Below are 25,193 nucleotides of genomic sequence, written 5' to 3'. Positions count from 1 at the left end.
CAATAAAACTCAGGTTCTCCCCCATGGATATCACCCGCCGCGACTTCCTCAACGGCGTCGCTGTCACTATTGCCGCCGGTATGACCCCGCTGCAAATCCTGCACGCCGCCCCCGACGGCCGCTACTACCCACCCGCCCTCACCGGCTTGCGCGGCAGCCATGTCGGCTCGTTCGAAGTGGCGCACCAGATGGGTTGGGAGAAGAAGGTGTTCGACACCGATAAGCTGCCGATCACCGAGGACTATGACCTGGTGGTCGTCGGCGGCGGCTTGAGCGGTTTGTCGGCGGCGTGGTTCTACCGTGAGAAGCACCCCAAAGCGAAGATCCTGATCCTGGAAAACCACGACGACTTCGGCGGCCATGCCAAGCGCAATGAGTTCCAGGCCGGTGGCCGCATGCTCATCGGCTACGGCGGCAGCGAGGCGTTCCAGTCGCCCAACCACCTGTACAGCAAGGAAGTGAACGGGCTGTTGAAGAAACTCGGGGTAAACATCAAACGCTTCGAAACCGCCTTTGACCGCCAGTTCTACCCAAGCCTTGGGTTGTCGCGCGGGGTGTTTTTCGACCAGGAAAACTTCGGCGAAGACAAACTGGTGACCGGCGACCCGACGCCGATGGTCGCCGATGACATCGCGCCGGACCAACTGAATGCGCGGGCCATCAGCGATTTTATCAATGACTTCCCATTGCCGCCGGCAGACCGCCAGGCCCTGATCGCCCTGCACACGGCGCCCAAGGACTACCTACCGGGCAAGTCTGCCGAAGAAAAGGCCGACTACCTGGCGGCCACCAGCTACCGCGATTTCCTGCTCAAGAACGTAGGGTTGTCGGAAGGTGCAGTGAAGTATTTCCAGAGCCGTACCAATGACTTCATGGCCCTGAGCATCGATGCAGTCGCCTCGTCCGATGCCTACAGCGTGGGTTTCCCGGGCTTTGCCGGGATGAACCTGGCGCCTATCAGCGAAGAAGCGGCGGCGGAAATGGAAGAGCCCTACATCTACCACTTCCCGGATGGCAATGCGTCGGTGGCGCGGTTGCTGGTGCGCAGCCTGATCCCAGGTGTGGCGCCGGGGCACACCATGGACGATATCGTGCTGGCGGCGTTTGACTACGCCAAGCTCGACCAGCCCAAGGCGGCCGTGCGGTTGCGCCTGAACAGCACGGCGGTCAGCGTGCGTAACGTCGGCGATAGCGTGCACATCGGCTACAGCCGTGGCGGACAACTCGCACAGGTACGCGGCAAACGCTGCATCCTGGCCTGCTACAACATGATGATTCCGTATCTGTTGAAGGATTTACCGGCGCCGCAAGCCCACGCGCTGAGCCAGAACGTGAAGTACCCGCTGGTGTACACCAAGGTGGTGATCCGCAACTGGCAGTCGTTCCAGACACTCGGCGTGCATGAGATTTATGCGGCGACCCAGCCTTACAGCCGGATCAAGCTGGACTACCCGGTGAGCATGGGCGGCTACGACCACCCGCGTGACCCGATGCAGCCGATTGGCTTGCACATGGTCTACGTGCCCACCAGTCCCAACAGCGGCATGAACGCCCGCGACCAGGCCCGTGCCGGGCGGGGCAAGTTGTATGGGCAGACGTTCGAACAGTTGGAAGCGCAGTTGCGTGATCAGTTGCAGCGCATGCTGGGGCCGGGAGGGTTCAACCATGAGACCGATATTCTGGCGATCACTGTCAACCGCTGGTCACATGGGTATGCGAGCTTCTCTAACAGTCTGTTTGATGACGCCGATGAAAGCGAAGCGTGGATGAACCTGGCGCGCAAGCCGGTGGGGCACGTGAGCATCGCCAACTCGGACGCGGCGTGGAGTGCGTATGCGCATGCAGCGATTGATGAGGCTTACCGCGCAGTGGGTGAAGTGAGCTGAACTGAGGACTTGTAGTGAGCGGGCTTGCCCCGCGCTGGGCAGCGAAGCGGCCCTAACCGGATCACCGCATGCCTTCAGGTATTTCGCGGCGCCTGGATTTGGGGCTGCTTCGCCGCCCAGCGCGGGGCAAGCCCGCTCACGACAGGGCTGCCTGACAATTGCAAATGTCTTGTGGAAATGTCTTGTCGCATTTGCAACGCCATCACCCCGCTATCAATCAATTTTCCTACGTCATCGAACCGCTTAAGCTATCCGGCGTCTGTTTAATGTCCGTTGCGTTTGGCCGAAGGCATGTCCGAACCGTAATTTCTGATCCAGCACGTGCCAGGAACGGCGCGGGATTTGCTCACGACAGGTTGTCTCTATGCACCGCAGGAATTTGCTCAAAGCGTCCATGGCCATTGCGGCTTACACCGGTTTATCCGCCAGCGGCCTGCTCGCCGCCCAGGCCTGGGCCGGGAACCGTGCCGCCGATGGCAAGGCCGTGGCGTTCGATTTCGAATCGCTCAAGGCCCAGGCCAAACAACTCGCCGGAACCGCTTACAAAGACACCCGACAGGTTCTGCCGCCGACCTTGGCGACCATGACCCCGCAGAATTTCAACGCCATCGGCTACGACGGCAACCATTCGCTGTGGAAGGAATTGAACGGCCAACTCGACGTGCAATTCTTCCACGTCGGCATGGGCTTCAAGACGCCGGTGCGCATGCACAGCGTCGACCCCAAGACCCGTGAAGCGCGTGAGGTGCATTTCCGCCCCTCGCTGTTCAATTATGAAAAAACCACGGTCGACACCCAGCAACTGACCGGCGATCTCGGTTTCTCCGGCTTCAAGCTGTTCAAGGCACCCGAACTGGACCGGCATGACGTGCTGTCATTCCTCGGCGCCAGCTACTTCCGTGCGGTGGATTCAACCGGCCAGTACGGCCTGTCGGCCCGTGGCCTGGCCATCGACACTTACGCGAAAAAACGCGAAGAATTCCCCGACTTCACACAGTTCTGGTTTGAAACCCCGGACAAGAACGCCACTCGCTTCGTGGTCTACGCCCTGCTCGACTCGCCCAGCGCGACCGGCGCCTATCGCTTCGACATCGACTGCCAGGCCAACCAGGTGGTGATGGCCATCGACGCCCATATCAATGCGCGCACCACCATCGAACAACTGGGCATCGCGCCGATGACCAGCATGTTCAGCTGCGGCACCCACGAGCGCCGCATGTGCGACACCATCCACCCGCAAATCCACGACTCGGACCGCCTGGCGATGTGGCGCGGTAACGGCGAGTGGATCTGCCGTCCGCTGAATAACCCGGCCAAGCTGCAATTCAACGCGTTTGCCGATACAGACCCGAAAGGCTTCGGCCTGGTGCAGACCGACCATGAGTTCGCCAGCTACCAGGACACGGTGGACTGGTACAGCAAGCGCCCGAGCCTGTGGGTCGAACCGACCACCGCTTGGGGCGAAGGCTCGATCGACCTGTTGGAAATTCCTACCACCGGCGAGACCCTCGATAACATCGTGGCCTTCTGGACCCCGAAAAAACCCGTGGCGGCCGGCGATTCGCTGAACTACGGCTACAAGCTGTACTGGAGCGCGCTGCCACCGGTGAGCACGCCGCTGGCGCAGGTCGATGCCACCCGTTCCGGCATGGGCGGCTTTACCGAAGGCTGGGCACCGGGTGAGCACTACCCGGAAGTCTGGGCCCGCCGATTTGCCGTGGACTTCAAGGGGGGCGGCCTGGATCGCCTGCCAGCGGGCACCGGAATCGAGCCGGTGGTGACCTGTTCCCACGGCGAAGTGAAGGACTTCAGCGTGCTGGTACTCGACAACATCAAGGGCTACCGCATCCTGTTTGACTGGTACCCGACCAGCGACAGCGTGGAACCGGTGGAACTGCGCCTGTTTATCCGCACGCAAGACCGCACCTTGAGTGAAACCTGGCTGTATCAGTATTTCCCGCCGGCACCCGAGGCGCGTAAATACACATGATGCCAACTGTGGGAGCGGCGCACCGCCGCTCCCACAGGGCTCAAAGGTAGGCATCAGAACCGCGACACACTCTTCATCGCCCCAATCAGATACCGCATTGCCACTTGATCGTTCTCGGTCAGGGCGCGGTACTGCGCCAGCAATTCCACTTCATCCGAACTCAACCTTCGCCCCCGTAGAGACACCCTGCGCGTCAGAAAACACACCACCACACCCGCTACACCATAGGACTTGGCCATGGACTGCTTCTCCTGATATCCATCAAAAACTCCTGTTGCCCATTACCCGCCTCCCATGAAGCGCAATGCCTCAGTGAGCAAACCGACTGACTTCCTGGGCCAGAAGTCAGCTTTACCCTAAGCGTAGAAACGATCTCGAAATCTGTGGGATTTTTTTAGAGTATTCACTTAAAAAAGTATCGCGGTAACAAAGACCTACAGCCATTTCCCACGCTACAGCCGTAAAAAAACCCACCGGGTCAGGGTGGGCTCTGGTGAAGCGCGCAGCGGCTCAATCCCTCAAGTCAGACTCATGGATCGGCTGGTCACGATGGGTGGCGCGCTGATACTGCGCAGGCCAGGTGGCCTTGCGCCCGCCCAGGTCATCATCGGCATGCAGCGGCCAGTACGGATCACGCAGCAGCTCACGGGCGAGGAAGATGATGTCGGCCTGACAGGTGCGCAGTATGTGCTCGGCCTGGGCGGGTTCGGTGATCATGCCGACGGTGCCGGTGGCCATCCCCGACTCTTTGCGCACGCGCTCGGCGAAGCGGGTCTGGTAGCCGGGGCCGGTGGGGATCTCGGCGTTGGCGGCCGTGCCCCCGGACGAGACGTCGATCAGGTCGACCCCCAGGTCCTTCAGGCGACGTGCCAGTTCCACGGTCTCATCCGGGTTCCAGCCATCCTCCACCCAGTCGGTGGCCGACACCCGCACAAACAGCGGCAGTTCCTGGGGCCAGACTTCGCGCACGGCTTGGGTGACTTGCAACACCAGCCGGATGCGGTTTTCAAACGAGCCACCGTACTGGTCCTGACGCTGATTGCTGATGGGCGAGAGGAATTGGTGCAGCAAGTAACCGTGGGCCGCATGGATTTCCACCACTTCAAAACCTGCGGTCAGGGCACGCTTGGCGGCGGCGACAAAATCGGCGATCACTTGCTGGATCTGCCCTTCGTCCAAAGGCTTGGGTTGGGTGTGCTGAGGGTCGAAGGCAATCGGCGATGGCCCTACCGGCACCCAGCCGCCGTCTTCCGGCTTGACGCTGCCGTGCTTGCCGATCCAGGGCCGATGGGTACTGGCTTTGCGCCCGGCGTGGGCCAGTTGAATGCCGGCCACCGCGCCTTGGGCCGCGATGAAACGCGTGATGCGTTGCAGCGGTTCGATCTGCTCATCTTTCCACAGGCCGAGGTCTTCGGCGGTGATGCGGCCATCAGCGGTCACGGCGGTGGCTTCGGTGAAAATCAACCCGGCGCCGCCGACGGCACGACTGCCGAGGTGGACGAGGTGCCAGTCATTGGCCAGGCCATCGACGCTTGAGTATTGGCACATGGGCGAAACCGCGATGCGGTTGAGCAGGGTCAATTGGCGCAGGGTGTAGGGTTCGAGCAGCTGACTCATGGCGCACCTCTTCTGGGTTCTGTGGGCACTATTTAAACAGTGCTTAGAGCCTAGTCGACAACGCTGGATTGCACAGGGTTCAGAAAGGAAAGCGGGAGCCGATTGCCGGCTCCCGTGCTGCAAAAGCCTACATTTCGACCTGGGTACCCAACTCGATCACGCGGTTTACCGGGAGTTTGAAGAAGCGCAGGTTGCCGTTGGCGTTCTTCAGCATGAAGGCAAATAAAGCTTCGCGCCAACGGGCCATGCCCTTGATTCGCGAGGCGATGACCGTCTCGCGGCTAAGGAAGTAAGTGGTGCGCATCGGGCTGAAGTCCAGCTCATCGAGGTGACACAACTTCAGCGCTTGGGGCACATCCGGCTCGTCGGTGAAACCAAAGTGCAGGATGACGCGGAAGAAACCTTCGCCATAGGCATCCACCTCAAACCGCCGTGCGGCCGGAACGCGCGGAATGTCTTCGTAGACCACGGTCAGCAGCACCACTTGCTCATGCAATACCTGGTTATGCAGCAGGTTGTGCAACAACGCGTGAGGCACGGCGTCCGGGCGCGCGGTGAGGAACACGGCGGTGCCCTGCACCCGATGGGGCGGTTGCACACGGATACTGCTGATGAAGATCGGCAGCGGCAGGCCACCTTCGTCAAGACGCTCCACCAGCAATTGCTTGCCGCGCTTCCAGGTGGTCATCAGCACGAACAACACGATCCCGGCCAATACCGGGAAGGCGCCACCCTGGATGATTTTCGGCACGTTGGCGGCAAAGTACAGCCCGTCGACCAACAGGCAGCAGACCAGAACCGGCACGGCCAGCACCGGCGGCCATTTCCACAGCAGCAGCATCACCGCCGACACCAGGATGGTGGTCATCAGCATGGTGCCGGTCACCGCGACGCCGTAGGCCGACGCCAGGGCGTTGGAGGACTCGAAGCCCAGCACCAGCAGGATCACGCCGACCATCAGCGACCAGTTCACCGCGCCGATATAGATCTGGCCTTGCTCGGCACTGGAGGTGTGCTGGATATGCATACGCGGGATGTAACCCAGCTGGATCGCCTGGCGGGTCAGCGAGAATGCGCCGGAGATGACCGCCTGGGAGGCAATCACCGTCGCCAGGGTGGACAACACCACCAGCGGGATCAGCGCCCAGCTCGGCGCCAGCAGGTAGAACGGGTTGCGCGCGGCTTCAGGGTCGCCGAGCAGCATCGCGCCCTGGCCGAAATAATTGAGCACCAGCGCCGGCAGCACCAAGATGAACCAGGCCCGAGCGATGGGTTTGCGGCCGAAGTGGCCCATGTCGGCGTACAACGCTTCGGCACCGGTCAACGCCAGCACCACCGCGCCGAGGATGGCCACGCCAATGCCAGGGTGAGCCTCGAAGAATCGCACGGCCCACATCGGGTTCATGGCACTGAGCACCTCAGGGTGCAGGGTGATCCCATACACACCGAGGCCGCCCAGCACCAGGAACCAGGTCACCATCACCGGCCCGAACAGCTTGCCGATGTGGTCGGTGCCGTGCTTCTGGATCAGGAACAGCGCCACCAGTACCACCAGGGCGATGGGCACGACCCATTTTTCCAGACCGTCGAAGGCCAACTCCAGGCCCTCAACCGCGGACAACACGGAAATCGCCGGGGTGATCATGCTGTCACCGTAGAACAGCGCCGCGCCGCACAGGCCACACACCACCAGGAAACTGCGCAGCTTCTTGCGCTCCCCCGCTGCCCGTCGTGCCAGTGCAGTCAGGGCCATGATCCCGCCCTCACCCTGGTTATCGGCGCGCAGCACGAACAGCATGTATTTGATCGAGACCACCCAGATCAGTGACCAGAAGATCAGCGCCAGGATCCCCAGCACACCGTCGTGGTTGACCTGAACTCCATAACCGCCGTTGAACACCTCTTTAAGGGTGTAGAGCGGGCTGGTCCCGATATCGCCATACACCACCCCGACCGCTGCCACCAGCATGCCAATCGGCTTGGCGTTTGACTGCTCGGCACCTGCTGCCTGATTACTTGCCTGACCCATCAACCACTCCTGCCCTTTGACCTGAGGTCTTTTATAAACAACGCATCTAAGCTGACCCTAGCATGCGCTGTTTTACTTCTCGTAACAGACGTTTTGTTGACCTTAGGATTTTACCTACCCGCAACGGCGCGAAGCATAGCGCAGCACTCGTCGCATTTCGCTGTTGAAGTGATTTGGAGAACAGGGCATTTTTGATAATGCCAGTCAGTTAGGAGGTAGAAAGGGTAAAAAGTACCTTGTGGCGAGGGAGCTTGCTCCCGTTGGCCGCGAAGCGGCTCCAGCACATTGTTTGAGAATGCAGGGACTGCTACGCAGCCCAACGGGAGCAAGCTCCCTCGCCACAGGACAGTGTTCACCCTTGACTGAATGGTAAATAGAGCAAATCTCTACAGATCCATCGCTGTCGGCGGCGATCCAAAGCTCTCCACCCTCCTGAAAGTGCTTCAGGCGTTAGGTGTAGGCATGTCTAAAGTTGTCTCGCACCGCGCGGAGCAAGACATCCGGGTTTAAGAGCGGGGCAAGGGCCGTGCGAATGACCCACTGCAGCACTCGTCGCATTTCCCTGCATAAAGCTGGTCAAGTGCGCTGCCCGTCGCTAGAATTGCGCACTTTTTGATCAGAGGCACACCAAGTGCCCATCCGCAGCCCTGTCGTGCCCGACTGGCGGCGTCATTCAATACCGAGGTTAGACATGTCCACCACCACCGCAAAAGCCAACCCCAAGGTTGGCTTTGTTTCCCTGGGTTGCCCGAAGGCTCTGGTCGACTCCGAGCGCATCCTCACGCAACTGCGTATGGAAGGCTATGACGTTGTGTCCACCTACCAGGACGCCGACGTGGTGGTGGTCAACACTTGCGGCTTCATCGACTCGGCCAAGGCAGAGTCCCTGGAAGTGATCGGCGAAGCCATCAAGGAAAACGGCAAGGTCATCGTGACCGGCTGCATGGGCGTGGAAGAAGGCGCTATCCGCAACGTGCACCCGAGCGTGCTGGCGGTGACCGGCCCGCAGCAGTACGAGCAGGTGGTCAACGCCGTGCACGATGTAGTGCCGCCGCGCCAGGACCACAACCCGCTGATCGACCTGGTGCCGCCGCAAGGCATCAAGCTGACCCCACGCCACTATGCGTACCTGAAGATTTCCGAAGGCTGCAACCACAGTTGCAGCTTCTGCATCATCCCGTCGATGCGCGGCAAGCTGGTCAGCCGTCCGGTCGGTGACGTGCTCGATGAGGCCCAGCGCCTGGTCAAATCCGGCGTCAAAGAGCTGTTGGTGATCTCCCAGGACACCAGCGCCTACGGCGTCGATGTGAAGTATCGCACCGGTTTCTGGAACGGCGCGCCGGTGAAAACCCGCATGACCGAACTGTGCGAAGCCCTCAGCAGCCTGGGTGTGTGGGTGCGCCTGCACTACGTTTACCCGTACCCGCACGTGGACGAACTGATCCCGCTGATGGCCGCCGGCAAGATCCTGCCGTACCTGGACATCCCGTTCCAGCACGCCAGCCCGAAGGTGCTCAAGGCCATGAAACGCCCGGCCTTCGAAGACAAAACCCTGGCGCGCATCAAGAACTGGCGCGAGATCTGCCCGGAACTGATCATCCGTTCGACCTTCATCGTTGGCTTCCCCGGCGAAACCGAAGAGGACTTCCAGTACCTGCTGGACTGGCTGACCGAAGCCCAACTGGACCGCGTCGGCTGCTTCCAGTACTCGCCGGTCGAAGGTGCCCCGGCCAACCTGCTGGACCTGGCCGTGGTGCCGGACGACGTCAAGCAGGACCGCTGGGAGCGCTTCATGGCACACCAGCAGGCCATCAGCTCGGCGCGTCTGCAGCTGCGTATCGGCAAGGAAATCGAAGTGTTGATCGATGAAGTCGACGAGCAAGGCGCCGTCGGCCGTTGCTTCTTCGATGCGCCGGAAATCGACGGTAACGTGTTTATCGACGACGCCAGCGGCCTGAAGCCGGGCGACAAGGTCTGGTGCACCGTGACCGACGCCGACGAATACGACCTGTGGGCTGAAAAGCGCGACTGATCGGTAACCCTGTAAAAAGCCCTGCATCTGATCAAGATGTGGGGCTTTTTTAGGTCTATCGTTTGCCCATCGCCAATCATCGGCAGGGGCAGCGAGCATGCGTCGGCATTCGGTTATCCACACACCTAAAACCAGCGATTATCAAAAACTGACTGAAATATGGGAGTCCTCCGTGCGGGCGACCCATGATTTTTTGCCGGATAGCTACATCGAGCACCTGAGGCACCTGGTGCTGACTCACTATCTGGACACGGTGATGCTGATTTGCACCAAAGACTCGCACCAACGCATCACCGGGTTTGCCGGGGTGGCCACAGGTAAAGTCGAAATGTTGTTTATCGACCCGAAATACCGGGGCCAGGGCCTTGGCCGGCAATTGCTGCGCTATGCGATCGAGCATATGAACGCCGACGAGCTGGAAGTGAACGAGCAGAACCCCCAGGCGCTGGGCTTTTACCTCAAACAGGGGTTCGAGGTGATCGGACGCACGGAGCATGATGGCCTGGGACAGCCGTATCCGTTACTGCGTATGCGTTTGTGCCAGCAGCAACAGCGCAGTGGCTGACGAAACACAGCGCCCACAAAAAGACAAAGCACTGAAATGGGGCCGGGATTAACCGGCGCCAGGCAGGTACAATAGCCGCCCCCTTTTGTTACGGCCCTTGTCATGACTGACCCCATACGCCTCTCCAAACGCCTTATCGAACTGGTCGGTTGCTCCCGTCGGGAGGCTGAGCTGTTCATTGAAGGCGGCTGGGTCTCGGTGGACGGTGAAGTGATCGACGAGCCGCAGTTCAAGGTCACCACCCAGAAAGTCGAACTCGACCCCGAAGCGAAGGCCACCGTGCCCGAGCCGGTGACCATCCTGATGCACGCGCCAGCAGGTATGGACGCAGAAACGGCGATGGCCTCGATCAGCGCCGAGACCCTGTCCGAAGAGCACCGCTTCAGCAAGCGCCCGCTCAAGGGCCACTTCCTGCGCCTGACCGCCAGCGCCGACCTGCAAGCCAAGGCCAGCGGCCTGCTGGTATTTACCCAGGACTGGAAGATTCTGCGCAAGTTGACCGCCGATGCCGCCAAGATCGAGCAGGAATATGTGGTGGAGGTCGAAGGCGACATGGTTGCCCACGGCCTCAACCGCCTTAACCACGGCCTGACCTACAAAGGCAAAGAGCTGCCGGCGGTCAAAGCCAGCTGGCAGAACGAGAACCGCCTGCGCTTTGCGATGAAGAACCCGCAGCCGGGTGTCATCGCGCTGTTCTGCGAAGCGGTCGGCCTCAAGGTTATCGCTATTCGCCGCATCCGCATCGGCGGCGTGTCCATCGGCAAAGTGCCAGTGGGCCAATGGCGGTACCTGTCCGGCAAAGAGAAGTTCTAAGCCGCTCCCCTATTATCGACATCGCCTGCCTGGGCGGTGTCCACCGTTGAAAACCAGGATTGCCCACCATGATTCACAATGACGTACTGCGCAGCGTGCGCTACATGCTCGACATCAGCGACAACAAGATGGTCGAGATCACCCAGCTCGGCGGCATGGAAGTCACCAAAGAAGACCTGCTGACCTACCTCAAGAAAGATGAGGAAGAAGGCTTCGTGTTCTGCCCGGATGAGGTCATGGCCCACTTCCTCGATGGCCTGGTGATCTTCAAGCGCGGCAAGGACGAAAGCCGCCCGCCGCAGCCGATCGAGACCCCGGTGACCAACAACATCATCCTCAAGAAACTGCGCGTGGCCTTCGAACTGAAGGAAGACGACATGCATGCGATCCTCAAGGCCGCCGAGTTTCCGGTGTCCAAGCCTGAGCTGAGCGCGCTGTTCCGCAAGTTCGGCCACACCAACTACCGGACCTGTGGCGACCAGCTGCTGCGTAACTTCCTCAAGGGCCTGACGCTGCGGGTTCGTGCGTAAGCCATGAGTTACAACGTCTCGCCCGTCGGGTTCGTGCGCTCCTGCTTCAAGGAGAAGTTTGCCATCCCACGCCAACCACAGCTGGCGCCCGCCGCCCGTGGTGTGTTGGAGCTGGTGGCGCCGTTCGACGGCGGTGACGCGGTGCAGGGCCTGGAACAGGTCAGCCATGTATGGCTGCTGTTCCTGTTCCACCAGGCGCTGGAAGACAAACCCCGCCTGAAAGTGCGCCCTCCCCGCCTGGGCGGCAACACGTCCATGGGCGTGTTTGCCACGCGCGCGACCCATCGACCCAATGGCATTGGCCAGTCGGTGGTGAAGCTGGACAAGGTGGAACCGGGGCGGTTGTGGATTTCCGGGATCGACTTGCTGGATGGCACGCCGGTGCTGGATATCAAGCCGTATGTGCCGTATGCCGACATCGTCGACACGGCCACCAATGACATCGCCAGCGGTGCGCCGCAGTTGATCCCCGTGCAGTGGCTGAAGACCGCCCTGCAACAGGCACAAGGCCATGCCCAGCGCCTTGGCGAGCCACTAGTGGAATTGATCGATCAGTGTTTGGCGCAGGATCCACGGCCGGCGTACCAGACACCGGGACCAGAGCGGGAATACGGTGCGCAATTCTGGGATGTGGATGTGCGTTGGCACTATCCGGAGGCTGGGGTGATTTGTGTGCTTGAAGTGCTGCCAGCTAACTGAATAAACCGGAAACAAAATGTGGGAGGGGGATTGCCCCCCTCCCACATTTTTTTGACCGGTGTTTATTTCTCGACGAACGCGCGCTCGATCAGGTAATCACCCGGCTCACGCATGCGCGGCGAAACCTTCAGACCGAAGCTGTTCAACACTTCGCTGGTTTCGTCCAGCATGCTTGGGCTGCCGCACAGCATGGCGCGGTCATCTTCAGGATTGATCGGCGGCAGGCCGATGTCGCTGAACAACTTGCCGCTGCGCATCAGGTCGGTCAGGCGGCCTTCGTTTTCGAACGGCTCGCGGGTCACGGTCGGGTAGTAGATCAACTTGTCACGCAGGGCCTCGCCGAAGAATTCGTTCTGCGGCAGGTGCTCGGTGATGAACTCGCGGTAAGCGACTTCGTTGACGTAACGCACGCCGTGGCACAGGATCACTTTTTCGAAACGCTCGTAGGTTTCCGGGTCCTGGATCACGCTCATAAATGGCGCCAGGCCAGTACCGGTGCTGAGCAGGTACAGGTGTTTGCCCGGCTTCAAATCGTCAAGCACCAGGGTGCCTGTCGGTTTTTTGCTGATGATGATCTCGTCGCCTTCCTTCAAGTGCTGCAATTGGGAGGTCAGCGGACCATCCGGCACCTTGATGCTGAAGAACTCCAGATGCTCTTCCCAGTTCGGGCTGGCAATGGAGTAAGCGCGCATGAGCGGGCGGCCGTTGGGCTGTTGCAGGCCGATCATCACGAACTGACCGTTCTCGAAGCGCAGGCCCGGATCGCGGGTGCACTTGAAGCTGAACAGAGTGTCGTTCCAGTGATGAACACTGAGGACACGCTCGTGGTTCATGTTGCTCATGTACGGGGGACTCCTGGAAATGGGTCTGCGCCAAAGGTGTGGATGCGCAATTGCACAGCATTCTAATGGCGGCGACAATATCTGTTAACTGGATTATTAAGATAAGGGTTATCGGTTATATCGATATGCGATTTACTCTCCGTCAACTGCAAGTCTTCGTCGCCGTCGCCCAGCAGGAAAGCGTCTCACGCGCTGCTGGCCTTCTGGCCTTATCTCAATCCGCCGCCAGCACTTCAATTACCGAGCTGGAGCGTCAATCCAGCTGCCAATTATTCGACCGCGCCGGTAAACGCCTGAGCCTCAACGCCCTCGGCCACCAGTTGCTGCCTCAAGCCGTGGCGCTGCTGGACCAGGCCAAGGAGATCGAGGACCTGCTGAACGGCAAGTCCGGATTTGGCTCCCTGGCGGTCGGCGCTACCCTCACCATCGGCAACTATTTGGCCACCCTGCTGATCGGCAGCTTCATGCAACAGCACCCCGAGAGCCAGGTGAAGCTGCATGTGCAGAACACTGCCCATATCGTGCACCAGGTCGCGCATTACGAAATTGACCTGGGTCTAATCGAAGGCGACTGTAGCCACCCGGATATCGAGGTGCAAACCTGGGTCGAGGATGAATTGGTGGTGTTTTGTGCGCCGCAGCATCATCTGGCCAAGCGTGGCATGGCGAGCATGGATGAGTTGACCCACGAAGCGTGGATCCTGCGTGAACAGGGTTCGGGCACGCGCTTGACGTTCGATCAAGCCATGCGCCACCACCGCAGCACACTGAATATCCGCCTGGAGCTGGAACACACCGAGGCAATCAAGCGTGCGGTGGAGTCGGGGTTGGGGATCGGCTGCATTTCGCGGCTGGCGCTGCGCGATGCATTCCGCCGTGGCAGCCTGGTGCCGGTGGAAACCCCGGACCTGGACCTGGCCCGGCAGTTCTACTTCATCTGGCATAAACAGAAGTACCAGACCTCGGCCATGCGTGAGTTCCTGGAGCTGTGCCGCGCCTTCACCGCCGGGGTCCAGCGCAGCGACGAGATCGTGCTGCCGAGCATTGCCTGAGGGTCAGACCAGGATCACGGCCCACACCAGAGTGATCATGGTCAGCGCGACGAACTGGGCGGCGCTGCCCATGTCCTTGGCGTTTTTCGACAGTGGATGGCGGTCCAGGGAGATGCGGTCGATCGCCGCCTCCACCGCCGAGTTGAGCAACTCGACGATCAACGCCAGCAGGCACACGGCGATCAGCAAGGCCCGCTCGACCCGACTGACATTCAGGAAAAAGCTCACCGGGATCAGGATCACGTTGAGCAGCACCAGCTGGCGGAACGCCGCCTCGCCGGTGAACGCTGCGCGCAGGCCGTCCAGGGAATATCCCCCTGCATTGAAAATACGTTTGATACCGGTTTGACCCTTGAAAGGCGACATAGAGATAGGCAACTGAACCAAAGGAGTGGGGAAACTAGATCACGCAAAGTCAAAAAAGCGTGAAGCGGTGAACGCCTAGTGCTGCGAAATTGACTCAAGTTGTTGCAAGAGCAGCGCCGCCTGGGTACGTGTACGCACGCCCAGCTTGCGGAAAATCGCCGTCACATGGGCCTTGATTGTCGCTTCCGACACGCTCAGTTCGTAGGCAATCTGCTTGTTCAACAAGCCCTCACAGACCATGGTCAGCACCCGGAACTGCTGGGGCGTCAGGCTGGCGAGGCCATCACGGGCGGCCTTGGCCTCGTCGGACACATTGATTTCTTCAAACGCCTGCGGCGGCCAGGACACATCGCCATCCAGCACGGCGCGCACCGCTTTCTGGATCTCTTCCATCGCGCTGGACTTGGGAATGAAACCGCTGGCGCCAAACTCCTTGGAGCGCACCACCACATCGGCCTCTTCCTGGGCGGAGACCATTACCACGGGGATCTGCGGGTATTGCCCACGCAACAGCACCAGCCCGGAGAAACCGTAGGCGCCGGGCATGTTCAGATCGAGCAGCACCAGGTCCCAGTCGGATTTTTCGGTGAGGCGGGCTTCCAGCTCGGCAATGCTGGCCACTTCGACCAGGCGCACGTCCGGGCCAAGGCCCAGGGTCACTGCTTGGTGCAGCGCGCTGCGAAACAGCGGGTGGTCGTCGGCTATCAGGATTTCGTATGTGGCCATTGATTAAATGATCCTGTTTTTTATGGGAGCCCTGATGGGTTCAGGGTTCGCCAGTACACAAGGCGACAGCCAGGCAGCTATCGCCACAGGGCACGCTCAACGTCAAAAGCCCCTGGAACGACGTCGAAAAATTCACGGTTGCCCCCCAATCGGCGCCCAGCATGCCCAGCGTAGCCTGGGGGGTCAAGCACTACGCCCATGGGCATTTTAGCGGCGTGCGGGTTTAGGGTGCCATCATGCAAACGTCGTCTGGTTATACCGCCGTTACATAGGGCGCAAGACGAGTATGGACGATGTCCGTCGGGTCCAGGGGTAATTGGAACTTGGCCGCCAGGTAATGGGTGCTGAACACGTCCAGGTAGGCGTCGAGTACTTCGCAGGCGGCCTGGTCATCCGCCAGCTCAAGGCACAGGGCGGCGACTTCGGCGGTACAGAAGTGGTCGTCGCGCTTGGAACGACGCAGTTTGTAGCGTGACAGCTGTTCCGGCGCCAGGCTGAGTACCGGTAGATGCTCCAGGTAGGGGCTTTTGCGGAACATCTTGCGCGCTTCACTCCAGGTGCCATCGAGCAAGATGAACAATGGGCGCTTGCCCTCTGCCACCGTCACTTCGCTGACGACACGCTCGGGCGCGACGAATTCGCCGGGGAACACGATATAGGGCTGCCATTGTGGGTCGGCCAGCAAAGTGAGCAATTCAGGGTCAACTTCGGTACGCGACCAGGCGAACGCCGTGGTGTCGTCGATGACATCGGCGATCAGCCAGCCGGTGTTGCTGGGTTTCATCGGCTCAACGTCATGCATCAGCAGGCACATGGCGGATTTCGCCGCGACCTTGGGCCGCCAGGCACACAGGCAGTATTCAGGGATGACCCGGCAGCCAGGGCAACGCTCGGCACGCGAACCACGGTTGAGGAACGGCCGGACGGCGCGGGCCAGGCGCTGGGTGCGCAGGCGGGAAACGGCGTGGCTCATCGGATGCGCCGTGGGAACGGGTAAATCGACACGGTAAAAACTCGTGGAAGGCGGAAGTGGCCGCAGTTTACCAGCGATACGCCTGGCTGTAGTGGCAGGGGCTCACCTATAATTGCGCGCCACTGAACGCACAGCGCAGTGGCTGGTCTATGCACCAGTAACCGAATCAGGAGAGTTTCATGCTGCGTTCCATGCTGCGTTTTGTCGCCCCATCCGTCGCCCTCGCGCTGGTATTGCCCGTGTGCGCCCAGGCGGCCTCGCTGCTGGAGGCCCAAATGAACCGCAAGCTGCAAAGCGTCGCGGCGGAGAGCAACAAGGACCTGCCCCGGGAAATCGACGAAAAAACCCTGGAAGTCGCCTACACCGTAGAAGGCATGCAGCTGATCGATCACCTCAGCGTCTTGCCCGACCGCGCCGAACAGATGCGCGCCAACCCCAAGGCGGTGTATTTCCAACTGGGCCAGAGCGTGTGCCTGAACAAAGGCTACCGCGAGCTGATGGCCAAGGGCGCGGTGATGCGCTACGAAATCACCGAGAACAAGACCAACCGTCCTGTGGCATCGGTAAAGTTCGTCGAAGCGGATTGCCCGGCACCGGCTGCGGCGAAGAAGAAAAAGTAACCTTGGCCTGACCGTCGCGCGCTGCTGTCCGGTGGCGCGCACTCCCCCCGCTTCAACGCCCTGTACGCGGCTAAACTCCCTGATGAGTGACCAATAAGCGGTTGCCAGCCAAGGGTTTTTCGGCCCATGATCAAGCCATCCCAACCGCCCGTTCACAACGGTTTTCACGCCGTTCTGTAACATTTTCAGGGCAAAAGAGGGTTGCCCTCCTGCGACGTGCAGTGCAAAGGTTTTTAAATCACAAGGAACATACAGAGCCCGTTTGCCGCCTGGCGAACATGTGCAATGCCTTGGGCATGCAGCGACACATGCAGTGTCGCGGCCGCCGGACGAATTTCTCGCCGCAGGCCCCGCCTCTGTGAAGAAGGAGAAGTTGAATGCCTTACGAACCGAATGACAGCCTGCTCCGGCATTTTGAAGAAAACGGCGCCGACCTTACACAGCAGGTCGAAGCCCAACTCCAGCTGATCGCTCCCAACAGCCCTAATATCCCTCTGTATCGCGACATGATCCTCACCGTGCTGCGCATGGCCCAGGACGACCGCAACCGCTGGAACGCCAAAATCACCCTGCAAGCCATCCGCGAACTCGACCACGCCTTCCGCGTGCTGGAACAGTTCAAGGGCCGACGCAAGGTCACCGTGTTCGGTTCGGCACGCACCCCGGTGGAAAGCCCGCTGTACGCCCTGGCCCGAGAAGTTGGCGCTGCACTGGCGCGCTCGGACCTGATGGTGATCACCGGCGGCGGTGGTGGCATCATGGCCGCCGCCCACGAAGGCGCGGGCCTGGAACATAGCTTGGGGTTCAATATCACGCTGCCGTTTGAGCAGCATGCCAACCCGACCATCGATGGCACGGAGAACCTGCTGTCTTTCCACTTCTTCTTTACCCGCAAGCTGTTCTTCGTCAAGGAAGCCGATGCATTGGTCTTGTGCCCGGGTGGTTTTGGCACCCTGGATGAAGCGCTGGAAGTACTGACACTGATCCAGACCGGCAAGAGCCCGCTGGTGCCGGTGGTGCTGCTGGACGCGCCAGGCGGCGGGTTCTGGCAAGGCGCCCTGGACTTTATCCGCAGCCAGTTGGAAGCCAACCGCTACATCCTGCCCACCGACCTCAAGCTGGTACGCCTGGTGTACAGCGCCGAAGAGGCGGTTGAAGAGATCAACCAGTTTTATGCCAACTTCCACTCCACACGCTGGTTGAAGCGGGAGTTTGTGGTGCGCATGCATCACCCACTCAGTGACCGGGCATTGGCCCATCTGCAGAGTGAGTTTGCCAGCCTGCGGTTGAGCGGGGAGTTTCAGCAGCTTGCGTACACCGGCGAGGAGCATGATGAGCCGAGGTTCGGCCATTTGACGCGGTTGGTGTTCAACTTCAATGGTCGCGATCAGGGGCGGTTGCGCGAGTTGGTGGATTACATCAACTCGCCGGAGAACTGGGCGCAGGCTCAGGGGAAGGCGCAGCAGCGGGTGGCACCGGAGCCGGCTTGATTTTTTGAGGGCAAAAAAAAAGACCCACTATTTTCATAGTGGGTCTTTTGGGTGGTGTCTCAGTGGGGGTGATGGGGCTGCGATGGGGCTGCTTCGCAGCCCAGCGGGAGCAAGCTCCCTCGCCACAGCTAGCTCCCTTGCCACAACAAAGCTCCCTTGCCACAGCAAGCGCCTTAGCCACGGTACGCCCGCTCACCACAACGGCCTGTACACCGAGATACTCAGTCGTCCATATCCCGACCGCTCAGCAAGCGGCTGATCATCTCCATCGAAAACCCGCGATAACTCAGGAATCGCCCCTGCTTCGCACGCTCCCTGGCATCAATCGGAAGATGGCCAGAGAACTTGCGTCGCCAGGTGTCTTCCAGCTGCGCCTGCCAACTGATACCGCACTCACGCAGGGCAAGGTCGATGTCCGCACGTTGCAGACCACGTTGGCTCAGCTCTTCACGGATGCGCGCTGGGCCGTAGCCGGAGCGGGCTCGGTAGGAGACAAAACTTTCAAGGTAACGAGACTCGGAAAGCAGCCCCTCTTCCGTCAAGCGGTCGAGGGCAGTTTCGATCATCTCGGGCTCCGCGCCGCGCTGACGCAATTTACGCGTCAGCTCGACTCGACCATGCTCGCGGCGAGCGAGCAGGTCCATTGCGGTGCGCCGAACGGCGACGAGTGTATCCAGTACAACAGTCATCGTTTGCTTCAGATGTCAGTGTCAGCTTCTTCAACTTCTGCAACCGGTTCACGGTTGGCGGCAGCTTTCACGTCTGGTGCTGCAGTCAGCAGCTTGTCGCGAATCTGCTTTTCAAGCGTGGCAGCGATGTCCGGGTTGTCCGCCAGGAACTTGGCCGAGTTGGCCTTGCCTTGGCCGATCTTGCTGCCGTTGTAGGCATACCAGGCACCGGATTTCTCGACGAAACCGTGCAGCACGCCCAGGTCGATCATCTCGCCGTTCAGGTAGATACCCTTGCCGTAGAGAATCTGGAACTCAGCCTGACGGAAAGGCGGTGCCACTTTGTTCTTCACGACTTTAACGCGGGTTTCGCTACCCACCACCTCGTCACCTTCTTTCACCGCGCCGGTACGGCGGATATCCAGACGGACCGAAGCGTAGAACTTCAGCGCGTTACCACCGGTGGTGGTTTCCGGGCTACCGAACATCACGCCGATTTTCATACGGATCTGGTTGATGAAGATCACCAGGCAGTTGGCGTTCTTGATGTTACCGGTGATTTTACGCAGCGCCTGGGACATCAGACGGGCTTGCAGGCCCACATGCATGTCACCCATTTCGCCTTCGATTTCAGCCTTGGGTACCAGGGCTGCCACGGAGTCGACCACGATCACGTCGATGGCGTTGGAGCGCACCAGCATGTCGGTGATTTCCAGGGCTTGCTCACCGGTGTCCGGCTGGGAAACCAGCAAGTCGTCAACATTGACGCCCAGTTTGCCGGCGTATTCAGGGTCGAGGGCGTGCTCGGCGTCGACGAACGCGCAGGTGGCGCCCATTTTCTGCGCCTGGGCAATCACCGACAGGGTCAAGGTGGTTTTACCGGAAGATTCAGGACCGTAGATTTCAACGATACGGCCTTTTGGCAGGCCGCCAATGCCGAGCGCGATGTCCAGACCCAGAGAGCCAGTGGAAATAGCCGGGATCGCCTGACGGTCGTGATCGCCCATACGCATTACGGCACCCTTGCCGAATTGACGTTCGATCTGACCCAGGGCCGCAGCCAAGGCTTTCTTCTTGTTGTCGTCCATTAAAGTCCTCACGTAATCAATAAGGCCGGGGCGGCCAACACCTGTATAAGTAGACAGTATTGTTCCACAAAGATCGGAGATCGCCTACCCCTGATTTTCTATTTCTGCTGCAGCTCGTCGCAACAAGCCCTCTAACGCGGCCTTTACCGTTTGTCGGCGGACCTCGTCGCGGTTGCCGGGGAAGTGCTGCAGCTCGGCCGTCAACTCGTCACCAACGCCAAAGGCCAGCCATACAGTACCCACCGGTTTGTCCGGCGAACCACCGTCCGGCCCAGCCACGCCGCTGACCGCTACGGCAAATCGCGCGAGGCTTTTTTCCTGTGCGCCACGGACCATCGCCTCCACCACTTCCTGGCTGACCGCGCCGACTTTTGGAAACAACGTTTCCGGCACATTCAACTGCCGGGTCTTCTGGCGGTTGGAATACGTGACGTAACCCGCCTCGAACCAGGCCGAGCTTCCCGGGACCCGCGTGATGGCTTCCGCGATACCGCCGCCGGTGCAGGACTCGGCCGTGGTGACATGCGCATTGAGCACCTGCAAGCGGCGACCCAGTTCGGCAGCCAATTGAGTGATTTCCTTCACGGTCGTCTCCAGAAGTGGGCGGGGATTTGCCTACCCTACAGGAGCAAATCGCTCATGCAAGCGACAGACTGGAACAAGAGATTAACGGGCGACCGCGCGCACATAGGCCTGACAGGCCCGCAAGGCAATCAGGGCGTTGTCTCCGTCGTCGGTGATGCCGATAATTCGCTGAGCATGCGCCGGGTCAAGTCGGGCTCGCGTGGCTGCATGAACCACGCTGCCGGCGGGGGCGGAGGCTGGCATTGTGCAGCCACTGGTGGACTCGGTGGCGTCGAGAAGGACTGACAACCGCACATCAGCAGTGGCCAGGCGGTCGCGCAGAGCAGCTTGGTGACGTTGGGCATCGCTTAACTCCCGCGCATGGTGTTGGTCACTGGCGTTGAGCTGTTGCTCTAGGGCCAGCCGTTTGGCGTGTTCAGCCTGCTGTTGATGCAAGGCTGCCTGGCTTTGCGCAGATAGCGCCTGCGCCTGCGCCATCAACACATGTTCAAGCTGCGCAGCATGGCGCCAGGCCTGCACCTGCCAGGTCAGCGCCACCAGCAAGCACGCGCCGATGAGGCGGCATACGCCTAAGAAGCGCATAACACCGCCTTCGCCCGCGCCCACAAGCGCAAACGGTCTTCCAGGCCATTGAGCCCGCCGTTGATACGCCGCGTGATGGTGGTGAACTGATCCTTATCCGCCAGCTCGTTCAGGCCATTGCTCTGCCAGAACCAGGCGGCGGACTCGGCGGCCCATTGGGGTTGCTCCAGCAACACCGGCTCACGCAATAATCGTTCATCACCGAACAGCGCCTGGCTGCAAGCCAGGTAATTGCGCCGACCGGTGATCTGGATCAGCCCGCGGCCTCGGTACTTTTGGCCATCGCCATCCGGCTCGGGCGTGTTGCCCAAGCGCGCAGCCAATGCACCGGTATCGTACTTGCTCAAATAGGCGTCACTGCCAAGTTCGCGCACGTAGTGCAGTTCGCCGGACTCGTGGCCGATCTGCGCGAGAAAAGCAGCGGCACGCTGTACGCTGTTGATTTCGTAACGAATGAAAGCCGCATTCAACGCGGGTAAAAAAAGGCCCGCTACACGGCGGGCTCCTGGCATGATTTGAATCAATTGAGGCTGAGTTATCACCACCACACTCACCTTGAAAATCCCCTAGGTGGACAAACCACCGGCCGTGATCGAACTGCGATACCCCGTCACCGGGTCGCCCACATTGATGACCTTGGTTATCGACCACTGCCCCTGCATGTATGCCGGCCAGGTGTCGTCCAGGCGCAACAGCCCTTCGGCGGCCAACAACGGGTTGCCGGGGCAATCGATCAACAGCTCCAGCCCCTCCCGCCCCACACGGCGCAACTCACCTTCGGCGACGGCACGCGCTTCTTCTGCGTTCTGACACCGCTGGCGCACGGTCTTGAACGGCGCGACCCCGATCTCAACCACGCGCTGCCTGCCCCCGGCAACATCCCACCAGGTGACACGGCTGCCCCCGTATTTGGAGCGCGCGTTGTCGTTGAGCGTGGCGGTGATGAAGGCGTGGTCACCGGGGCGGTTGTCCTGGGTCACGGACAATTTCACCTCCGGCAGTTGTTGAAGGGACAGCGATTTGACTTGCCCGGCCTCTGCCAGCACATACAGTTCGTTGAACGGTTTGGTCACCGCGCTATAGCGCCTGGCCAGACGCGTGATAAAGGCCATATCGCTTTCGTTGGATTGGTCGATGTGGGCAATCGGAATGCCCTCCAGCGACGGCGCCACACGCGGTGAAAAACCATGCCGGCCGACCAATTGCCGAAACAGCGCCCCCAGGGTGGTAGGCCCGTAACTGGCGGAACGACGCTGACGGTAGCCGTGTGGGTCGCCCACGCTAAACGGCGCGGCCGTCGCCACGATCATCAGGCGCATGGGAAACAGCACGGGGGTTCGCTGGGTAATGACGAACTCGCCCTTCTCTACCAGCCCCGACTCCGAGTAACCCACGCGCATGCCGACCTTGCCGCTCAAGCTTGGCAGGCCTTCAAGGCCTTCGATATTGAGCGTCAGTTCCAGCCGGTCAGACTCTATGCCCGCCGCGTCAGTGTGACTCCAACGCATGATGCGTTGATTGAGCAACGCCGCGTTGGCGCCGTAAAACTCCACGATCGGCGTAAATCCCTGTGCCATAAAACCTCCTCAATCCCATGCCAGAACAGGCTGCAACGCAGTCGGCCGCGATTGCATTTCAGGCACGCTCACCCACACACCGGCCGGAAGTACCGGGCCGTACTCGGCAAGGTCCGGGTTCAGGCGCCACAAGGTTTCTTCGGCGCCATCATCGCAACGCCCAAGCTCGCGGTAGAGCAGCAGGTTGACCGAATCACCGGCGATACTTCGCACTCTACGCATTGACGAATTCCTCCAGTTCAAGGCTCCAGGTCATGACCATGGCGGTGCCGTCATCGATCACATTGTTCTGGGTTTCCATCACCGAGTTGATCCGCCACAAGCCCCAGTTACGGCCGATCCCATCCACCAGCGGCAACGGCGTGCGCTGATTTTGCAGCGCGCGCAATTCATCCAGTCGCTGCATACCGATGCCGTACATGGCCGTGCCACTGAACGTAAGTTTTTCCAGCTTCTGGCCGCTCTGCCGCGACTGCGGCTTGCTGGCGATTATCGCCAGGTCGCTCCAGCCGCCATCGCTGCTACGGGCCAACGTGGAATAGGCAAACCCTCGGGAGAGGCCAAAAATAAAGGCGCCCAGTACCATTTGCTGTCGCATCAATCACCTCCTGGATCAGCCAAAGCCGCGTTGCGCCGGATCCCCAACGCATCGGTGAGCATCGGCACACATTGGAATTGCAGGGCCTGGATAACCTGGTTGACCACCTGCTGGGCGTCGGCAGGATTGACCCCGGTGATCTGGATACTGGGGGCGATCGAGACTTGAACGTTGTCCGGGCGTGCATGGTTGAGTTCTTTGCTGACCGCGTTCGGTGACGGCAAGCGATCACTCGAACCGAACAGTTTGTCCCCCAACCAGGCGCCCGCCTCACTGCCCAGCAGACCACCGATCGCGCCGCCGACGGCAGTGCCTACGCCGGGTAAAACCAGAGTGCCGATGGCTGCGCCGGCAGAGGCGCCGGCCCAGGCTCCACCGGCGGTACTCAGGCCGGAACCGATGGCGTTGGCATCGCCGTGGCGCACGCCCTGGATCACGTCCAGGGCGGCGTCTGCGGTTCTCAAGGGGGCGAGCCGCCGGATGCCGACGGTTCCGAGTGTGGCAACGGTATCGGTCAAGGCACCGGAGGGGCCATTTGGCAGGCTGAGCCTTGGCGCTGCGACGCTTGCCCCGGCAAAGGACTGAAAGCCTTGCGAGGTCACACCCCACTGAATGCCTGGTGGCGAGCCACCCAGGGCCTGGCGGGCTTGCCCGAACAGGTTAAGTAGGCCTGAACCACCCCCACCGATTTTTTTGCGACCTTTGACCTTCTTGCTGATCGGGTCCAGGAGCCCATCAATGGCCTTGTCTGCGAGCTTGCCTTTCAGCGCATCCCACAATTCGCCGCCAACGGCCTTGACCATGCCCATCACAGCCCCGTCAGCGGGCGCCTTGGGTTCATCTTTCAACGCACTCGTGGCGACATCAGCCGCCCTGGGCGCCAGGGAATCGCTGTTGATGAACAACGTACTGTTAAGCGTCTCCAACGTCTCGCGCAGTCGCACTTGCTCTTGGGTCAAGGCGTTGATGTCCACACTGAGTGTGACCAGCGTAGAGCGCAGCTCCAACTGTGGCTGCGAGGCAGCCTCCAGGCTCACAGGTGCCGCGGCACGGGTGGAAAACGGTGCGAGCACATTGCCGAGATCGGCCTCGCCGATCATCCAGCGGAAGTCCTCCTGGGCGAGCTTGATCCCATATTTAGTTTCCTGCATCCCGCTCTACTCCTGTTTAACCCCAAGGCGAGTGATCGCGATGTCGTAGCGGCGCAATGCTTTGGCGGCATCCCAGTCGAGGATCTCCGCTTCAGTTACCGAGTAAACCAGCGGCACCACATCGAGGATCACTTCGATGTCGCGTTGCGAAAGAAGGCCGCCGGTTGATTTAAAAAATCGTCGATGCGCGCCTGCAGTTCGGTCCAGTCGGGTACGGTCAAGCCGGCAAGATCAGGGATCATCAAGCCACTGCAGTGAGCGGTGATGAACTCGGCGCGTTCTTTGTTGGTGGCGAGTTTCTTCATCACCTTGGTCGCGCGCAGGGCGGGCATTTCCAAGGACAACTCGGTAAAGGTACGGCCGGCAGCATCGAGGGGCAGCAGCAAGTGGACGGGCTGGTCGTGGCCCGATTCCGCCGGCGTGCCGAGGAAAAACGACGCGGGACGTGTCGACATCTCGTGTACGTATTGGGCAATGGTCACGTAGTCCGGGCGCTTGAGTTGGTCGAGCTCTTTTTCCGACAGGCCGGTGGCGAGTTTCGCCAGTTCGAAGAACTGGTCGTCCTCGTCATCACCGGCCCGGGCCAGCGCTTCTTTTTGCGCGGCGTAGTACAGCGGCTTGAGTTGCACCTGTTCGATCGTCGCGCCGGTGTCGGCGTTGATCGGCGAGAGCAGGCGGTGCAGCGGTGGCATCCAGGCCATGGGGCAGCTCCTT

The 25,193-nt window shown here is 60.6% G+C and carries 28 protein-coding genes and 1 pseudogene; 11 read left to right on the top strand and 18 right to left on the bottom strand.

From position 1 onward, the window contains the following. Positions 1-23: 23 nt before the first annotated feature. Together QCBJ_RS23650 and QCBJ_RS23645 are read left to right on the top strand one after the other, a co-directional pair. Positions 24-1,886, top strand: a complete 1,863-nt coding sequence (locus QCBJ_RS23650) for an FAD/NAD(P)-binding protein (RefSeq protein ID WP_102061727.1) — start codon at positions 24-26, stop codon at positions 1,884-1,886. A gap of 364 nt (positions 1,887-2,250) precedes the next feature. Continuing rightward, complete coding sequence (locus QCBJ_RS23645) at positions 2,251-3,876, top strand: glucan biosynthesis protein D (protein WP_102061726.1); 1,626 nt, start codon at positions 2,251-2,253, stop codon at positions 3,874-3,876. Positions 3,877-3,929: 53 nt separating this feature from the next. On the opposite strand, the gene QCBJ_RS23640 is transcribed toward QCBJ_RS23645, so the two are convergent. The 3 genes from QCBJ_RS23640 to QCBJ_RS23630 all read right to left on the bottom strand — a co-directional run bounded on the left by QCBJ_RS23640 (position 3,930) and on the right by QCBJ_RS23630 (position 7,522). Then, on the bottom strand, positions 3,930-4,115 hold the full coding sequence (locus QCBJ_RS23640; protein WP_012722536.1) for a hypothetical protein: 186 nt from the start codon (positions 4,113-4,115) through the stop codon (positions 3,930-3,932). Between the two features lie 271 nt (positions 4,116-4,386). Further along, positions 4,387-5,493, bottom strand: coding sequence for an NADH:flavin oxidoreductase/NADH oxidase (locus tag QCBJ_RS23635; RefSeq protein WP_012722535.1), 1,107 nt, complete (start codon positions 5,491-5,493; stop codon positions 4,387-4,389). A 127-nt stretch (positions 5,494-5,620) separates the two neighbouring features. After that, the gene (locus QCBJ_RS23630; protein ID WP_012722534.1) at positions 5,621-7,522 is read right to left on the bottom strand and encodes a potassium transporter Kup; all 1,902 of its coding nucleotides are present in this window, start codon (positions 7,520-7,522) and stop codon (positions 5,621-5,623) included. Positions 7,523-7,897: 375 nt separating this feature from the next. Between QCBJ_RS23630 and QCBJ_RS23625 the strand changes: the two are divergent. The 6 genes and pseudogenes from QCBJ_RS23625 to tsaA all read left to right on the top strand — a co-directional run. Next, a pseudogene (locus tag QCBJ_RS23625) lies at positions 7,898-8,032 on the top strand (DNA-binding protein); the annotation flags it as partial. 181 nt (positions 8,033-8,213) lie between these two features. Next, a complete protein-coding gene (gene rimO, locus QCBJ_RS23620) occupies positions 8,214-9,554 on the top strand; it encodes a 30S ribosomal protein S12 methylthiotransferase RimO (RefSeq protein ID WP_012722533.1) in 1,341 nt (446 codons plus the stop codon). 97 nt (positions 9,555-9,651) lie between these two features. After that, positions 9,652-10,119: a GNAT family N-acetyltransferase gene (locus tag QCBJ_RS23615; protein ID WP_012722532.1), complete on the top strand. Its 468-nt coding sequence runs from the start codon at positions 9,652-9,654 to the stop codon at positions 10,117-10,119. Positions 10,120-10,221: 102 nt separating this feature from the next. Next, positions 10,222-10,932, top strand: coding sequence for an rRNA pseudouridine synthase (locus QCBJ_RS23610; RefSeq protein WP_012722531.1), 711 nt, complete (start codon positions 10,222-10,224; stop codon positions 10,930-10,932). A 68-nt stretch (positions 10,933-11,000) separates the two neighbouring features. Then, on the top strand, positions 11,001-11,462 hold the full coding sequence (locus tag QCBJ_RS23605; RefSeq protein WP_012722530.1) for a DUF1456 family protein: 462 nt from the start codon (positions 11,001-11,003) through the stop codon (positions 11,460-11,462). A gap of 3 nt (positions 11,463-11,465) precedes the next feature. Further along, complete coding sequence (gene tsaA / locus QCBJ_RS23600) at positions 11,466-12,161, top strand: tRNA (N6-threonylcarbamoyladenosine(37)-N6)-methyltransferase TrmO (RefSeq protein ID WP_012722529.1); 696 nt, start codon at positions 11,466-11,468, stop codon at positions 12,159-12,161. A gap of 62 nt (positions 12,162-12,223) precedes the next feature. Here tsaA and fpr read toward each other — a convergent pair whose 3' ends face one another. Next, positions 12,224-13,003 carry a ferredoxin-NADP reductase gene (gene fpr / locus QCBJ_RS23595; RefSeq protein ID WP_003189055.1) on the bottom strand — a complete coding sequence of 260 codons (780 nt, stop codon included), beginning with the start codon at positions 13,001-13,003 and terminating at the stop codon, positions 12,224-12,226. A 125-nt stretch (positions 13,004-13,128) separates the two neighbouring features. Between fpr and QCBJ_RS23590 the strand changes: the two genes are divergently transcribed. Then, positions 13,129-14,055: a LysR family transcriptional regulator gene (locus QCBJ_RS23590; RefSeq protein ID WP_012722528.1), complete on the top strand. Its 927-nt coding sequence runs from the start codon at positions 13,129-13,131 to the stop codon at positions 14,053-14,055. 3 nt (positions 14,056-14,058) lie between these two features. Here QCBJ_RS23590 and QCBJ_RS23585 read toward each other — a convergent pair whose 3' ends face one another. From QCBJ_RS23585 to QCBJ_RS23575, 3 genes are all read right to left on the bottom strand, one after another. Continuing rightward, positions 14,059-14,427 (bottom strand): diacylglycerol kinase, encoded by a 369-nt coding sequence (locus QCBJ_RS23585; protein WP_173390397.1) that lies wholly within the window; start codon positions 14,425-14,427, stop codon positions 14,059-14,061. A 69-nt stretch (positions 14,428-14,496) separates the two neighbouring features. After that, positions 14,497-15,147, bottom strand: a complete 651-nt coding sequence (gene erdR / locus QCBJ_RS23580; RefSeq protein WP_012722526.1) for a response regulator transcription factor ErdR — start codon at positions 15,145-15,147, stop codon at positions 14,497-14,499. Between the two features lie 253 nt (positions 15,148-15,400). Continuing rightward, positions 15,401-16,120 carry a tRNA-uridine aminocarboxypropyltransferase gene (locus tag QCBJ_RS23575; protein ID WP_012722525.1) on the bottom strand — a complete coding sequence of 240 codons (720 nt, stop codon included), beginning with the start codon at positions 16,118-16,120 and terminating at the stop codon, positions 15,401-15,403. A 179-nt stretch (positions 16,121-16,299) separates the two neighbouring features. On the opposite strand from QCBJ_RS23575, the gene QCBJ_RS23570 reads away from it, so the two are divergent. Both QCBJ_RS23570 and QCBJ_RS23565 read left to right on the top strand, forming a co-directional pair. After that, a complete protein-coding gene (locus QCBJ_RS23570; protein ID WP_034102440.1) occupies positions 16,300-16,740 on the top strand; it encodes a PA3611 family quorum-sensing-regulated virulence factor in 441 nt (146 codons plus the stop codon). Positions 16,741-17,117: 377 nt separating this feature from the next. Further along, the gene (locus QCBJ_RS23565; RefSeq protein WP_102061725.1) at positions 17,118-18,230 is read left to right on the top strand and encodes a TIGR00730 family Rossman fold protein; all 1,113 of its coding nucleotides are present in this window, start codon (positions 17,118-17,120) and stop codon (positions 18,228-18,230) included. A gap of 221 nt (positions 18,231-18,451) precedes the next feature. On the opposite strand, the gene recX is transcribed toward QCBJ_RS23565, so the two are convergent. The 11 genes from recX to QCBJ_RS23515 form a co-directional block, all read right to left on the bottom strand. After that, positions 18,452-18,919 carry a recombination regulator RecX gene (gene recX, locus QCBJ_RS23560; RefSeq protein ID WP_012722522.1) on the bottom strand — a complete coding sequence of 156 codons (468 nt, stop codon included), beginning with the start codon at positions 18,917-18,919 and terminating at the stop codon, positions 18,452-18,454. 8 nt (positions 18,920-18,927) lie between these two features. Further along, entirely contained in the window at positions 18,928-19,986 is a 1,059-nt protein-coding gene (recA, locus tag QCBJ_RS23555; protein WP_012722521.1) for a recombinase RecA, read from the bottom strand. 84 nt (positions 19,987-20,070) lie between these two features. Further along, positions 20,071-20,571, bottom strand: coding sequence for a CinA family protein (locus tag QCBJ_RS23550; protein ID WP_012722520.1), 501 nt, complete (start codon positions 20,569-20,571; stop codon positions 20,071-20,073). 81 nt (positions 20,572-20,652) lie between these two features. Beyond that, entirely contained in the window at positions 20,653-21,153 is a 501-nt protein-coding gene (locus QCBJ_RS23545) for a lysis system i-spanin subunit Rz (protein ID WP_012722519.1), read from the bottom strand. Continuing rightward, positions 21,141-21,698 (bottom strand): glycoside hydrolase family 19 protein, encoded by a 558-nt coding sequence (locus tag QCBJ_RS23540; RefSeq protein WP_046034455.1) that lies wholly within the window; start codon positions 21,696-21,698, stop codon positions 21,141-21,143. Before QCBJ_RS23540 ends, QCBJ_RS23545 begins: the two co-directional genes overlap by 13 nt. 21 nt (positions 21,699-21,719) lie before the next feature. After that, positions 21,720-22,730 (bottom strand): contractile injection system protein, VgrG/Pvc8 family, encoded by a 1,011-nt coding sequence (locus QCBJ_RS23535; RefSeq protein WP_102061724.1) that lies wholly within the window; start codon positions 22,728-22,730, stop codon positions 21,720-21,722. 9 nt (positions 22,731-22,739) lie between these two features. After that, positions 22,740-22,952 carry a tail protein X gene (locus tag QCBJ_RS23530; RefSeq protein WP_012722516.1) on the bottom strand — a complete coding sequence of 71 codons (213 nt, stop codon included), beginning with the start codon at positions 22,950-22,952 and terminating at the stop codon, positions 22,740-22,742. After that, the gene (locus tag QCBJ_RS23525; protein ID WP_046034453.1) at positions 22,945-23,328 is read right to left on the bottom strand and encodes a phage tail protein; all 384 of its coding nucleotides are present in this window, start codon (positions 23,326-23,328) and stop codon (positions 22,945-22,947) included. Before QCBJ_RS23525 ends, QCBJ_RS23530 begins: the two co-directional genes overlap by 8 nt. Next, entirely contained in the window at positions 23,328-24,479 is a 1,152-nt protein-coding gene (locus QCBJ_RS23520; RefSeq protein ID WP_012722514.1) for a glycine zipper domain-containing protein, read from the bottom strand. The genes QCBJ_RS23525 and QCBJ_RS23520 overlap by 1 nt, the downstream gene beginning before the upstream one ends. A 6-nt stretch (positions 24,480-24,485) precedes the next feature. Then, complete coding sequence (locus QCBJ_RS30480) at positions 24,486-24,611, bottom strand: hypothetical protein (protein ID WP_012722513.1); 126 nt, start codon at positions 24,609-24,611, stop codon at positions 24,486-24,488. Next, the gene (locus QCBJ_RS23515; RefSeq protein ID WP_046034451.1) at positions 24,608-25,180 is read right to left on the bottom strand and encodes a phage tail assembly protein; all 573 of its coding nucleotides are present in this window, start codon (positions 25,178-25,180) and stop codon (positions 24,608-24,610) included. The genes QCBJ_RS30480 and QCBJ_RS23515 overlap by 4 nt, the downstream gene beginning before the upstream one ends. Between the last annotated feature and the right edge of the window lie 13 nt (positions 25,181-25,193).

The sequence above is a fragment of the Pseudomonas sp. QC2 genome (assembly GCF_002859085.1).
In the GTDB taxonomy this organism is placed as follows: domain Bacteria; phylum Pseudomonadota; class Gammaproteobacteria; order Pseudomonadales; family Pseudomonadaceae; genus Aquipseudomonas; species Aquipseudomonas petroselini.
The sequence above is the reverse complement of the archived record's forward strand: the minus strand, read 5'-3'. Positions and strand labels throughout refer to the sequence as shown.